Below are 14,284 nucleotides of genomic sequence, written 5' to 3' on the forward strand. Positions count from 1 at the left end.
CTTTCCGTTAACCGGCTAAATATCCGCCATCAACATACACTGTAGTTCCCGTCATAAAGTCACTGGCTGACGAAGCGAGAAACGTGGAAACTCCTATATAATCCTCCGGTTCTCCCAATCTGCCTATAGGCAGTCTTGTCAGGAATTTTGTCTTTGCCGTATCGTCTTCGAACATCCACTGAGTAAGTTCAGATCTGAACACTGTCGGGGCAATGGCATTTACGTTTATACCATATTCTCCCCATTCGCAAGCCAAGGATTTGGCCATCAGGTCTATTGCCGCTTTGGAGGGACTGTAAGCTGTGTAACCCTTCATCCCTAGTTTTCCCCTTGCTGAAGAAACCAATATGACCTTTCCGCCCTTTCCCTGATCCTTCATCACTTCTCCAACGTACTTGCAGTAAAGCCAAGTCCCAAGAACATTGGCATCCATGATTGCCTGCCAGTCTTCTTGTGATTGCTCCAAAATCGGCTGCGGCTTGTTCATTCCTGCGGAACACAAAAGGATGTCGATGCCACCAAATTCTTTTACAGTTGCTGCCACGACTTTTTTAACATCTTCTTCCACTGCTGGATCTCCAACAAAGTAGGAACAATCTATTCCCTGTGCCTTCATTTCTTCATACTCTACTTTAAGCTTGTTCTCCGATCTGCCTGTTAGCATCACTTTCGCTCCGGCATATCCGTAACCCCAGGATACCGCTTTCCCCAGATTACCTGTCGCACCAGTTACAATTGCGACTTTTCCCTTGATATCAAATTGGTTGTTGACCATTTCAGGTTTAACCATGACCATAAGATCTACCTCCTGATTTTATTTAATAATTTACCGACACCAGCATCGTTGCCGGCATGTTCGTGTGATTTATTATGGATCTTCCTTCAAAAGGTTCGATAAAAATAGAATCGTACTTTTTAAGGATCACCTCGCTGTCCTTAAACTTTACAGTCACCTCTCCTTCAAGAACCACATACACCTTTTCGGTTGCCGAATCTTCATATGCATATTCAGCTCCGCCTCCCGGCAAAAAATGAGATATGCCCATCCAGAACTTGGTAGTGCCTGTTTCTTCTGTCCCGTGCAATTTTAGTGTTGAACAATCGAAATGCAGCGGAGCATTGTAAGGTTTAACATCTTTAAAATCAACTTTTTTCATTTTGCTCACCTCCTCTCAATTAAATTTCCATGATTTTTAATTCTTCAGAAATTATCAAATTTGCTTCCGTATCTTTTAGGATATCCTCCAAGGACACTCCCTGACCGATCTCTTTCAACACGAGACCTTCTTCAGTAACATCGATTACAGCCTTTTCAGTTACGATAAGATTTACCTGTCCGGCCGCAGTCAAGGGCAGGTTGCATCTTTTAAGTATTTTGGGCGACCCTTTTGCAGAGTGGATCATACCTATGATAACTCGCTTGGCTCCACTTACAAGGTCCATGGCTCCACCCATTCCGGGCACCATTTTGCCCGGGATCATATAATTTGCCAGGTTGCCTGTTTCGTCTACTTCCAGAGCTCCTAAAACTGTTGCATCCACATGTCCTCCCCTGATGATCCCAAAGGACATGGCACTATCAAAGAACGCTCCACCGGCATTGATCGTTACACACTGGCCACCTGCATTTACCAGATCTTGATCTTCCTTTCCACTATCAGGGGCTCCTCCCAAACCTACAAATCCATTTTCCGACTGCAATACAACTCGGACACCTTCAGGAAGATAATTTGCCACCATAGTCGGAAGACCTATTCCCAAGTTGACAATATCCCCATCCTTTAGTTCCTTTGCAATTCTTCTTGCGATTATTTCTTTTGCGTCCATGGACATCACTTTTCACCTCCTACGATGTACTCAACCAGGATACCCGGTGTCATAACATGATTGGGATCCAATTCCCCCACCTCGACGACCTCTTTGGCTCCAACCATTACCAAATCTGCCGCCATTGCCATTATAGGGTTGAAATTTCTGGTAGACGCGTTATAAAAAACATTGCCGGATTTATCCACTACAGAACCTCTGATCAAAGCGATGTCGGCCCTTAACGGGAGTTCTAGAATATACTCCTTGTCTTCGACTTTTATCTTTTGCTTGTCTTTTTCAACTTCTGTGCCTATTCCTGTAGCCGTTAAAAATCCTCCAAGTCCGTACCCGCCGCACCTTACTCTCTCAGCCAAAGTTCCCTGAGGCACAAGTTCCACTTCAAGTTCTCCTGAATTCATTTGCCTACCTGTTTCAGGGTTGGTTCCTATATGCGATGCGATCACTTTCTTTAATCTCTTCGCCACGACTAGTCGACCCAGTCCTTTGTCGACGAACCCGGTATCGTTGCAGATCACTGTCAAATCCTTCACACCTTTTTCCAGCATCCCGTCAATAAAGATTTCAGGTGTGCCCACTCCCATGAATCCGCCGATCATGATTGTCATGCCATCTTCAATTTTCTCCATTGCTTGATCGATAGTAATAATCTTGTTCATACTTTCCCACCTTTATTTTTACTATGCAATGTATATAAGCAAGTACCATGCCAAAAGCATAAAACCCGTCATTTTTTATTCAACCCCTTTGTTTTCAAGAGTTTCAGGCAATAGATTTTCGTTTGACAATTTTATCCACAAACTTGAACGATTCATTTTTGTATCGGTAATTTTAGACAAAATAAAAAAAAGCACCGCATAAGTGCTTTTTATAACGATTCATTTATAAATCGCATCGATTCATTTTTGCATCGTGAACAAGTTACCAATTTTTAATCCCCAATGCTTTCGCCTTCCTGACCACAGTAGGTTGGGATATCCCCAATTCCAGTGCAGCTTTGTGTGTACTTCCATGTTTTTTCAAAGATTTTTCGATCAAACCTTTCTCAAAAGAATCCATTGCCTGCCTATAAGAAATTTCTGCGGTGTCAATGTATTGAAAATCTGTCTTTTTCATTCCAAGAACTTTTTCTATGCTTTCAGGAGATATCCTGTCTCCAGTTTCCATGATGATCAATCTCTCGATGACATTCATCAATTCTCTGACATTTCCCGGCCAGCCATAACTTTCAATAACCTGCAAGGCTCCATTTTCAAATTCGGTTTCCTTGCTGTATTTGTTGTTGAATTCTTCCAAAAATTTATATGCCAGAATGGTAATATCGTCTTTTCTTTCCCTTACAGGTGGTATTCTTATGGGAATCACGTTGAGTCTGTAGTACAGATCTTCTCTAAATACACCGGTTTCGATGAGCTTCATAAGATCCTGATTTGTCGCGGCTAAAACTCTTACATCCAATTTTATCGGTTGTGTTCCTCCCACTCTGACAAGCTCTCTCTCCTGAAGGACCCGCAATAGCTTTGACTGAAGCACCATTGGCATTTCTCCTATTTCATCCAACAGGATAGTGCCGGTGTTTGCCATTTCAAAGAGACCCAATTTGTCTTTGTTGCCCGCTCCTGTAAAAGCTCCTTTCTCGTATCCAAACAATTCTGATTCGAGCAGAGGTTCGGGTATCGCGGCGCAATTAACCTTGATATAGGGTTTGTCGTTTCTGTTGCTGAATCTCACTATCTCTTCAGCCACCACTTCTTTTCCGCTACCTGTTTCCCCTGTTATGAGAACGGTGGCATCAGTAACTGCCACACTTTCAATTTGCTTTTTAATCATTTCCATTTCATGGCTGTTTCCAATTAAGTTGCTTTTTCTTTTTTTGATCAATCCCAGCTGATCCTGGTACATTTTATTTTCTATTTCCGCCTCTTCCAACCTGTTTTTCAGCTGCAATAACTCTGTCATATCCCTCATTACTGTAAGCACCTGAGTGACATTGCCTTTTTCGTCAAAAAACGGATTTCCCGTAATCAAAACTTTTTTATTGTTGGTCAATATAGTTGATAGAGCAGAAACCTTCTTCTTCTGCTCTATCACCATCAAAGAAACAGCATTATTAAAATATTTTTTTACCACAAGATCCTGGATGTGCTTTCCTACGATCTCCGTGTCCTTCAATCCCGTTATCTTTGTATATCCTTTATTTATAGCAATAACGAGGCCATCCTTGTCAACAACACAGATACCATCGGACACCGCATTTCCGATGGTAAATGAATCTAATTCCCTCTGTTTGTACTTTGAAAGAGATTGACGGACTTTTTCCAATTCGGTAACTAATCGGAAATTCTCCTGCAGAACATCTTCAATCACGGAGTCCAGGGAAATATTTTTATTTTGAGCCATTTCAATCAACTTTTCTTTCGTTTCATTGTTCAAATTGACCGAGTACGATCCAACCATTCATATCACTCCATACAATATTTATTAAAAATATTATATAACATCATAGTCGCGAAAGGTAAAAAAGCTTTTATTCAGTGTATTCTCTCGCCGTTTCTTCATTTCTAAGCACTCTGAGAGTTCCAAAAGCAAGAGCTTCCATCTCATATTCGCCGGGGATTATTTCGACCGGGGCGATGAACTCCACCCTTTCTTTTATCCAGGTCGTCAACATATCTGAATAAGCTATGCCTCCGGTTATTATAATGTAGTCCACCTTGCCTTTTACTACTGTGGAAAGTTCTCCAATCCCTTTAGCTATCTGATAAGCCATGGCTTCATAGATGATTTTTGCATATTCGTTACCCGCGGCTATCATTTTTTCTACTTCTCTGGCATCGTTAGTTCCCAGGTAGGCCACAAGACCTCCCTGACCCCTCAGTTTTTTGTGCATGGTTTTTTCATCGAACTGACCCGAATAGCAAAGATCTATAAGATTTTTACAAGGCAGCTTGCCGCACCTCTCGGGGGAGAAAGGACCCTCATCATCAGCAATGATATCTACTATGTGACCCTTTTCGTGTACAGATATGGATATTCCTCCTCCCAGGTGAGCAACGATGAAGTTTAACTCTCCATACCGATTTTCAACCTTTTTTGCCGTCTTGATCGCCATTGCTCTTGAATTCAATGCATGACATGTGCTGGTCCTCTCTATATCAGGCATACCTGAAATTCTGGCAACTTCATTCATTTCATCAACTCTTACAGAATCGTATATATAAGCATCTACGTTTATGAGTTCTGCAATTTCACCTGCTATTACCGCTCCCAGATTTGAAGCATGTTCATACATGGGATTTTCTTTTAGCCTGCGTATCATGGTTTCATTGACAAGGTAAGCTCCTGATTTCACCTTCGGCAGCATTCCACCCCTGCCTACTATGGCTTTAAAAGATCCCAATTCATGACCTTCCACATTCAAGGTTTGAATAATGCTGTCCTTTCGCATTTGGAGCTGCATCATGGTACTGGGGTATTTGTTTATCTCCTCCGAAGCGTACTCTATATTTTTCGACAATATACAATCCTCATCTTGATACACAGCGATTTTGGTCGATGTGGAACCCGGATTTATCACTAAAATTTTCATCTTTTTTCATCCTCTCATGAACTTATGCTTCTTTTTTCTTGTTGAGTGCTATGAAAAGTCCCAATGCTATCGATAAAAAAGCACTCGCTATGACCCTGTACTGTCCCGGAAGAAGAAAAACCGCCGTATGACACGGTATCCAGAAAAATGGAACAACTTTCAATATGGAAAACTCCACCATTCCTTTGAAATCTATCCTTTCAGATGCACTTATAAAACTGATTGCCCCGATACCTTGTTCGTATGCCAAGTCGATTATTGCATCCGAATACTTGTGAAATAAAAACATGGCAGGCGCAAAAGTGACATTCATTATCAAACTGGTGAAAAAAGCAGCCATAACCGCCATTCCCTCCCCGGGAAGTTTACCGGCCTGCTGAGTGAGGATCACACCATTGTTGAAAATGCTGAAAACCAACACTATTGCCATACCCAGAAGTCCCCATACAATGGCTTTAACAAAAGTGGCAGGGCTTAAAGCCCATTCACCCTTGAGTATCCGTTCTCCGGCCAAGTCTCCCATGGTGGCTAAGATCATAAATTTTACAAATCCAGAAATATATGGTCTTGATTCACTGAATTTCAAGAAGATTTCCTTGGTTTCCGGTATCACCAGTACGGAAATACACGCCAATAATCCCCCTGCCCAGACAATGGTTCCAAAATCAATTTTCTTTGCGAAATTGTTTCCTATCGTGTCATATCTGATCATACGAGTTTCATCCCCGCTTCCAATGCTGTTTTGTTGATGTCTACAAAACCTGGTTTTACATTATCTTCAATAATTTTGTTCCAGTCTATATCAGTCAACTCCATCATCTTTATGGTCGAACCCAGCAAAATAACATTCATAACTTTAGCGTTTCCAAGTTTTAAGGCTTCTTTTCCGGCATCGATTATTTTTGTTTCGACTTTTGAACTTAATTCCTCTAAAATCTTTTCAGAATATTCCTCTTTCCCCGAAAGCGCCGGCATCGGCAAAATCTTGAAGTCATTTACCACTACTTTCCCTTGGGGCTTCAAATACTCAAGCCACCTCAGAGCTTCCATTTTTTCGAAGGACACCAATATATCTGCTCCCCCAAGTTCGATAACAGGAGATTGCACCTGTTTTCCATACCTTACTTGAGATGATACGGAACCACCCCTTTGGCTCATTCCGTGAATTTCGCTCATTTTTACATCATAACCAGCTTCCATCAATCCTGTGGTAAGCAGCTTGCTTGCAAGGATAGTACCTTGTCCGCCAACGCCAACCAATAATATGCTCTTAGTCTCCATTTACATTTCCACCCTTTCTATTGCTTCTACAGGACATACCTGGCTGCATACTCCACATCCAACACATTGAAGTATGTCAATGAAAGATTTCTTTGAAGCTTTGTCAAAAGATATCGCCGGACATCCAGTTTTTATGCATTTTTTGCATCCTATACACTTTTCAAAATCGATTTTGTACTTTGAAGTAAATAGATCTCCAAACTCTTCCTTGTCTTCCTTGGAGAATTTTTTGAGTGCACATGGCCATCTTGTTATTATTACCGAAGCCTCATCCAAGCCGACTGCCCAGTCCAAGGTTTCCTTCATGTCTGCCAAATTATTCGGATCTACAACTCTTATATTTTTAACTCCGCAGGCCCGAACCAAACTTTCGATGTCTATCATTTCAGTGGGATCTCCCTGAAGCGTATAACCGGAACCCGGATTTTCCTGATGTCCGGTCATCCCCGTAATTCTGTTGTCAAGGATAACGCTGATTGCCTTGCTCTTGTTGTAGACGACATTAAATAGACCGTTGATACCTGTATGGAAAAATGTAGAATCTCCCAAAACTCCGACAACTCTTTTGTTTTCATCAACGTTCATATCAAATACCTGTTGTGCCCCATGTGCCGTGCTGAAGGCACCACCCATGCATAGATTGAAGTCCATGGCATTGTAAGGTTCTGAAGCTCCAAGAGCGTAACATCCTATATCACCCGAGATCGCCACATCTTTTCTCTTGGCTATTTCGTAGAAGAAACCTCTATGAGGGCAACCTGCACATAATGTAGGCGGTCTTCCTACAACCAGATCCTTGTTGTAATCGATGGTATCTGCGGCTTTCCCATACAAGGCTTTTCTCAAAACATCCGGTGTCAATTCCCCATATGAAGGGAATATATCTTTACCATGGCATTCGATCCCCAGTTTTTTAACCGTATTTTCCATAATTGGATCATTTTCCTCGATAACGTATATCTTTTCGACTTTTTCCGAGAAATTTTTAATTAATTTGTCCGGGTAAGGAAAGCTGAATCCAATCTTGAGATATGATGCTTCATCTCCGAAAACCTCTTTACCATAGTGGTATGCGCCACCTGAAGCTATAACTCCAATATTTGATTTGTTGTCTTCTATACGGTTGAGCTCAGTTTCATTGGAGAAATCTTCCAGCCTGTTTAATCGTTCCTCCACTTTCACCCTGTTTTTTCTGGAAAAGCTGGGCAAAGTCAAATATTTGGGTCCGTTTTTTTCATACTTTTTCAATGGAATATCCAATCTGTCGCTACATTCCACTATGCTTTTTGAGTGGCACACTCTTGTTGTCATCCTTATTAGAACTATTGTGTCGTACTTTTCACTTATTTCAAAAGCCGTCTTTACCATGTCCAAACACTCCTGGCTGTTGGACGGTTCCAAAACGGGTATTTTTGCGAAAGGACCATAGTTTCTGTTGTCCTGCTCGTTTTGAGAAGAGTGTTGCCCAGGTTCATCAGCAGTTATCAAAACCGTTCCTCCTGTAACTCCTTGGTAACTGTATGTAAACAACGCATCGGCTGCTACATTTACTCCAACATGCTTCATGGCTGCAAGACTTCTTGCGCCTGCAATGGATGCTCCACACACACTTTCCAGCGCCACTTTTTCATTTGGTGCCCACTCAGCCTTGATTTCCTTGTATAGAGCTATATTCTCAAGGATCTCAGTACTGGGCGTGCCTGCATAAGCTGAAGCAAATTTAACTCCGGCTTCATATGCACCTCTGGCAATAGCCTCATTTCCTGTCATAAGTTTTTTCATTTTATTTCCTCCTTAATTTTGTTTTATTGCCGCCGCTGCGGAAATTACAAGCGATAAATACTTTTCTTCTGAAGTTGATCCCCTGGAAGTCAGGACTATGGGAACTTTTGCTCCAAGGATAAACCCGGCCATCTTGGCTCCTGCCGAATAGACCAGAGCTTTGCCCAAAATATTCCCACTTGCAATATCGGGAACTACAAGTATGTCAGCATCACCCACCACTTCGCTAGAATATCCCTTTATTTCTGAAGACTTCCTGCTCATTACCAAATCGTATGATATTGGTCCTTCAAGGATACAGTCGGTTATCTCACCATTCTTATACATATCCATTAGTTTCACTGCGTCTACTGTTTCATCCATTTTTGGATTCATGGATTCAACTGCACAGACCAAGGCAACCTTCGGCATATCTACTCCCATGTTTTTGAAAGCTATTACAGCATTCATTATTATCTGTTTTTTTGCTTCCAGATCAGGTCTGATATTCATACCCCCGTCTGTTACCGCCAAGAGCTTTTTGTAGGAGTCCATCTGGTGGATCGCCATATGGGACATTACTCTGCCCGTCCTCAAACCTTTTTCCTTGTCGACTACAACTTTTAAAATATCCGCAGTTTGTATTTTTCCTTTCATCAGAAAGTCTGCCTTCTTCTCTCTAACTATTTCTACAGCCTTCTCTGCGGCTTCAATAGGTTTTTTTTTGTCGATAATTTCGTACATCTCCATATTTTCAACTTTCAAATTTTCCATAATGCTTATTATCTTGTTTCTGTCTCCGATAAGTACCGGTTCAACTATTCCGGTCTCTTTTGCCTTGACTACTGCTTCTATGGCATGCTCGTCTTCAGCCGCAACAACTGCCACAACCTTTTTTTCTTTTTCTTTCTGAATATTTTCTATCAATTCTTCAAAGCTTTTCAAATCAACAACCCCTTTGCTATCTTTCTTGCTATATTAGTAGCAAGAACCGTGCCAATTTCGAAACCCCCATTTTTCAGGAGTTTTATCCCATAAAACAAACACCGCGTTAACTTTTGTTAACGCGGTGTTTAGATTTATTAACACTCAAGATTAATTATTCTGCATCTTCTTCCACAAGGCCGTCCTGCTTATTCCCAAATTTGCCGCAATCTGCGTTTTATTCAATCCGCTGTCGATCAATTTATTGATTATCTCTTTTTCCAAATTTTTATTCATCTCTTTTAAGTCAATGGAACCCCGATTTTCATCCTTGATCGTCTCATCATTTACGATGTTTTCAGATATGTCTATTTCTCCAAAGATCATATATCTGCGCACCGTATTTTTAAGCTCTCTGACATTTCCCGGCCAGTGCCAATCGTTTAATATCTTCGTCGACTTTTCATCAAGTTTTTCAGCAGTCTCTTCTTCCAAGTTGTCGTTCAAATAAAAGTTGAAAAGGGGAATGATATCTTTTTTCCTTTCCCGTAAAGGCGGGATCTTGATTTCAAGTGTATTGAGTCTGTAAAAAAGGTCATTTCTAAATCTTTCATCGCTTACCATTTCTTTAAGCGATTCGTTTGAAGCACTAATTATCCTTACATCCAAAGGAATGATGTAGTCAGACCCCACTCTCATGATTTCTTTTTCTTCAATTACTCGCAAAAGTTTTGACTGAAGATTGGAGCTGATGCTGTTGATCTCGTCAAGAAAAATAGTTCCGTTGTGAGCCAGCTCAAAAAGACCGGGTTTTCCGCCTTTTCTAGCTCCGGTAAAAGCCCCTTCCTCATATCCAAAGAGCTCGCTTTCTAACAGGGATTCTGTCAAAGCAGCACAGTTCACCGCCACAAATGGGGCATTTTTTCTGGGGCTGCTGTTGTGGATGCTTTGGGCAAACATCTCTTTGCCAGTACCGCTTTCACCATAAATCATTACCGTATCGTCGTATTTGGATATTTTCTTTGCCTTGTCTATTGTGCATTTCATATTTGAAGATACAGTTATGATATCCTCAAACTTGAATTTTGCCCCCAATCCCTTTTTGTTGAGCTCCCAACGGATTTTCTTTTCTAATTTTTGTATTTGCGTTATATCCTGAAAAGTGTAAATATAACCGTTGACGTCATCTTCCACTACTATTGGAGTCTTATTAAAGACCAGGGTATGATTTTTTTGTTTGACAATATTGCCTTTGTATTCACGATCTCCACTCAGGTTTAAATTTTTTAAGTGACTGCTTAATTCGCTTTGGCTTACGTTTTCCTCTCCCGATCCGAAAATTTCCAAAGCTTTTTTATTGGCTGTAACTACGTTACCAAACCTGTCGATAGAAATTATTCCATCTTTGACCCCATCCAATACGTTTTTAAGCATTTCTTCCTTGTATTTCTGCTCGTGAAGGTCTTTTATTAGTTTGTTGGCGTAATTTACACCCAATCTGATGGATTCCTTGCTTGCATTTATAAATATGTTTTCTATTCCAAATTGATCTGCATAACTGCATGGAATTCCTCCACCCACTATTATGAACTGATCTTTTTTACTCTTGTACTTTTTTACCAATTCGCATATCTCTCTGGCATGATCAAATCTTTCTACGATAGTTTCATTCCCCACCAGGTTCGTCCACTCGGCAAGATCAAAAAAATCTACGTCAGACAAAAATAGAACTATTCTTTTTTTGCTGAGTTTGGCCTTTTTAATAGACCTTAAAATATCAACTGTCGTCATCTCCAAATTAACAACGGGAACATCCACAACGTCCAAAGTATGTACATATCCACCACTTCGTCCGATAATGACTTTTGCCCCTTTTTCTTCAAGCAGTCTGCCTTGGAATTCTATTCTGTCTTCATCCAACAGATCTATCAAAATTTCTCCACTTTTGACTTCTTTGGAAAACATTTCACATATGGTATTTTTCATCTCTATTCCTGAAGCGATGATCCCAATGATATTTTTCATAGATTCGACCTCCCATCCGACTCTTCCCTTTATATATCAATAGACCCGGCTTTGCCGGGTCTTAAGTGTCACTTGATGTATTTGTATCTCAAATCCTCGCCCTGTCCTTCTACACTTAAATCGGCATATGGATTGTAATCGGTGTTTTTCACCACTTTATACAAGTCGTACAAAGCAGGCAGGAATACACCCCAATTCCCCACTTCTTCCATGCAATGATCCGCCCAAATCAAACCTTCTTCTTTCGTTTCCTTTTTTCGCATTCCGATAGCTGATGACTTCCCTCTAACACCATAATCGGTTTTTTCCCACTGATGTATCCTGTATCCCATAGGGTCAGGGTTTTTCAGGCATTCATTACCCAGTCCCAAACCCGCTACTACTACACAGTGTTCGTAAACAATGTATTTTTTGACTTCAGCCGGGACATCCTTTAAATCCTCGAATCGAATATAAAGATTTTGTCTTGTACCGTCATTCCATGTCTGAGGAGCGATGTGTATGGATCCCACAGGATTTCCATGTACCGGCGGAATTTCCCATTCCAGAGGTTCATGTTGTGCAGGATGCCATAAAAGCATGGCCTTCTCCATATTGCTCCAAAACCAGTCGATCATTTTTGGGGTCACACTCTCGTGTTGCCAATCAATATGTGTCCCCATATCGTCTTGTATTAAATTTACTTTCATAAAAAATCCTCCTAAAATTACATTTTAATTAGCTCTTGTATTCATTCTAATTCAAAACCCAAATAAATGTACAATTCCATTACTGCATGTCTTTCATAACCAAATAGTTATATTTATGGATAAAGCAGTTGTACTTTCTTAATATTTTTGATATCTTGAATTTAATAATTGAATGAAGGAGCTAATATGAATAATCTGCAAATAGATATCTTTTTGGAAGTAGCTGATTGTCTAAGTTTCACAAAAGCCGCTGAAAAATTATTTGTTTCTCAACCTGCAATCAGCAAACAGATCTCCTCATTGGAAAAGGAATTGGACCTGATCCTTTTTAACCGGGAATCAAGAAATATCACATTGACTGAGTCTGGCCGGATGTTGTATGAATGTTTTGTTCGAATGAAAACTGATTTTAAAACTACCATGAACAAGGTCAAAACTTTGGAAAATGCACCACAATATAATTTAACAGTAACTTTCCTTGAAGGCTGGGACATGTCCGGAATTTTGCCGGTCCTTTTAAAGTCGTTTAAAAACAATAACCCAAATATTAAAATAAATGTCAACTGCCACGGATTCAAGGAAATGATCCAATTATTGAACGAGGGAAAAACCGATCTTGTCCTGACGATTTCTCAAGCTCTACATTCCGTCAAAAACGTTGAGACATTGAGTATTGCCGAAATAGTCGGCCTTCTGACTTACTCTGCCGATCATGATTTTGCAAATAACGGCACTCCAACCATCTTGGATTTCAAAGATGAAACTTTCTTCGTCCCATCTTCATCCTTAAATGACGATCCGGAATCAATTGTAAAAGAAATCTGTTCATATTACGGTTTCACACCAAAAATCGAGGTAGTTCCCAATATTGATTCAATGATACTTAATGTGGAGAATAATCTGGGAGTGGCAATTTTTGACGAGTGGAACAGGATAGTGGACAATCCTAGATTGAGGCATATGGAGACCCGCCATAAGCACTCCATCAAAGCCGCATGGAAAAAAAACAATCTTAATCCGGCAATCAAAATTTTTGTTCAGGAAATAACTCGTTTGTTAAGTCAAAAGTTTCCCAAATCTTGATCCACTTTGTTCAAAATCAAAATATACAAAAAACTCTTTTATTAAAGCCATCACCTGCCGGTTATGGCTTTAACTGTTTTTTTGCTTAAAAACAGCGTTTATTATGAGAAATGATAATATCGAACACTCTAATTCACAACTATAAAGTTGTTAAATATGACAAATTAAGTGTTAGACTTTATAAATTAAACTGTATATATTAATTTCAAACGAAATGTTAATTTTAAGTCAAATTATTTAAGGAGGATTCAACATGGCTGCAGAATTCAAACCAATGAGGAGTCTTATTTATGTAAATCTTGCAAAAGAAGATTACCGCCACAAGCTTTTGCATTGGCTCCACAGATACCACGTTCAAGACAGCATATCGCAATTTGATCCGTATGTTTCAAAGTATGCTTTCTACCAGGCACTTCCCGTCCCCCAAGATGGCGAGAGATTCGGAACTGTTAAAATGCAACTGACCGAGCATTACTGGTTGTTAAATCCGTTTACTCCCGACACGAAGGTAAAAACATTAACGGAGTATTTCCCCATGGATGTTTTGAAGTGGCAGGGCAATATTCCCGACGACAATGTAAACGATGAACAATTGGATGGTGATTCCGCAAGATCCAGCGGTGGAAATAACGGTTTACCTCCATTCATGTTCGCTTTTGTTCCAGTCTGGTGGGAGGAAGATTTCAAAGGTTCCAACAGAACTGTCGAAGACGGACCAAATTACCGTTGGCAATGTACAATCAGATATCCTGAAGGAGTTTTAGTGGAAGAGGGTGACAAGTGGCTTTTCGAAGAAGTTATTCCAAAATTCAAAGAAATGCCGGAAGTAACCAGAATACTTACCAGCAAGATCATGAAAGAAGTCAACAATTGCCCGTATTACAGGGTAATGGAGATGTGGTTTGACGGTCCGTCAAGCTGGCATAAATGCGCAGTTGAAAATACAAAAGATATTAAGAAACCCGATTGGGCCTCGCAAGAATCATTCCCTTATTTAGAATCCGGTTTCGAAATTCAAAGCATATTTTTAACAGATATCGCCTACAGCGATAATTTGACCCAACATCGTGGTTGGATAACAATGAGATAAAAATCAGGAGGGAAA

14 protein-coding genes are annotated in these 14,284 nt (G+C 40.3%); 2 read left to right on the forward strand and 12 right to left on the reverse strand.

Annotated features, from left to right (window positions below):
- Positions 1-7 precede the first annotated feature (7 nt).
- From IWB18_RS00465 to IWB18_RS00520, 12 genes are all read right to left on the reverse strand, one after another.
- Complete coding sequence (locus tag IWB18_RS00465; protein WP_207740698.1) at positions 8-796, reverse strand: SDR family NAD(P)-dependent oxidoreductase; 789 nt, start codon at positions 794-796, stop codon at positions 8-10.
- Positions 797-818: 22 nt separating this feature from the next.
- On the reverse strand, positions 819-1,157 hold the full coding sequence (locus IWB18_RS00470) for a cupin domain-containing protein (protein ID WP_195681616.1): 339 nt from the start codon (positions 1,155-1,157) through the stop codon (positions 819-821).
- Positions 1,158-1,176: 19 nt separating this feature from the next.
- Entirely contained in the window at positions 1,177-1,827 is a 651-nt protein-coding gene (locus IWB18_RS00475) for a 3-oxoacid CoA-transferase subunit B (RefSeq protein WP_195681720.1), read from the reverse strand.
- 5 nt (positions 1,828-1,832) lie between these two features.
- On the reverse strand, positions 1,833-2,486 hold the full coding sequence (gene atoD, locus IWB18_RS00480) for an acetate CoA-transferase subunit alpha (protein ID WP_195681617.1): 654 nt from the start codon (positions 2,484-2,486) through the stop codon (positions 1,833-1,835).
- Between the two features lie 262 nt (positions 2,487-2,748).
- A complete protein-coding gene (locus IWB18_RS00485) occupies positions 2,749-4,284 on the reverse strand; it encodes a sigma-54 interaction domain-containing protein (protein ID WP_225877714.1) in 1,536 nt (511 codons plus the stop codon).
- Positions 4,285-4,354: 70 nt separating this feature from the next.
- The gene (buk, locus tag IWB18_RS00490) at positions 4,355-5,416 is read right to left on the reverse strand and encodes a butyrate kinase (RefSeq protein WP_195681618.1); all 1,062 of its coding nucleotides are present in this window, start codon (positions 5,414-5,416) and stop codon (positions 4,355-4,357) included.
- A gap of 22 nt (positions 5,417-5,438) precedes the next feature.
- Positions 5,439-6,128 carry a hypothetical protein gene (locus IWB18_RS00495; RefSeq protein WP_225877715.1) on the reverse strand — a complete coding sequence of 230 codons (690 nt, stop codon included), beginning with the start codon at positions 6,126-6,128 and terminating at the stop codon, positions 5,439-5,441.
- Positions 6,125-6,697, reverse strand: coding sequence for an indolepyruvate oxidoreductase subunit beta (locus tag IWB18_RS00500; protein WP_195681619.1), 573 nt, complete (start codon positions 6,695-6,697; stop codon positions 6,125-6,127). The genes IWB18_RS00495 and IWB18_RS00500 overlap by 4 nt, the downstream gene beginning before the upstream one ends.
- Positions 6,698-8,479, reverse strand: coding sequence for an indolepyruvate ferredoxin oxidoreductase subunit alpha (gene iorA, locus IWB18_RS00505; protein WP_195681620.1), 1,782 nt, complete (start codon positions 8,477-8,479; stop codon positions 6,698-6,700).
- 12 nt (positions 8,480-8,491) lie between these two features.
- Positions 8,492-9,403 (reverse strand): bifunctional enoyl-CoA hydratase/phosphate acetyltransferase, encoded by a 912-nt coding sequence (locus IWB18_RS00510; protein WP_195681621.1) that lies wholly within the window; start codon positions 9,401-9,403, stop codon positions 8,492-8,494.
- 150 nt (positions 9,404-9,553) lie between these two features.
- Positions 9,554-11,407: a sigma 54-interacting transcriptional regulator gene (locus IWB18_RS00515; protein ID WP_195681622.1), complete on the reverse strand. Its 1,854-nt coding sequence runs from the start codon at positions 11,405-11,407 to the stop codon at positions 9,554-9,556.
- A 68-nt stretch (positions 11,408-11,475) separates the two neighbouring features.
- A complete protein-coding gene (locus tag IWB18_RS00520) occupies positions 11,476-12,096 on the reverse strand; it encodes a hypothetical protein (RefSeq protein WP_195681623.1) in 621 nt (206 codons plus the stop codon).
- 186 nt (positions 12,097-12,282) lie between these two features.
- Here IWB18_RS00520 and IWB18_RS00525 point away from each other — a divergent pair, with 186 nt between their 5' ends.
- Complete coding sequence (locus tag IWB18_RS00525) at positions 12,283-13,179, forward strand: LysR family transcriptional regulator (protein ID WP_195681624.1); 897 nt, start codon at positions 12,283-12,285, stop codon at positions 13,177-13,179.
- 253 nt (positions 13,180-13,432) lie between these two features.
- Positions 13,433-14,269 (forward strand): acetyl-CoA hydrolase, encoded by an 837-nt coding sequence (locus tag IWB18_RS00530; RefSeq protein ID WP_195681625.1) that lies wholly within the window; start codon positions 13,433-13,435, stop codon positions 14,267-14,269.
- The last annotated feature ends 15 nt before the right edge of the window (positions 14,270-14,284 follow it).

The sequence above is a fragment of the Alkalibacter mobilis genome (assembly GCF_015594845.1).
GTDB classification, from domain to species: Bacteria; Bacillota; Clostridia; order Eubacteriales; family Alkalibacteraceae; genus Alkalibacter; species Alkalibacter mobilis.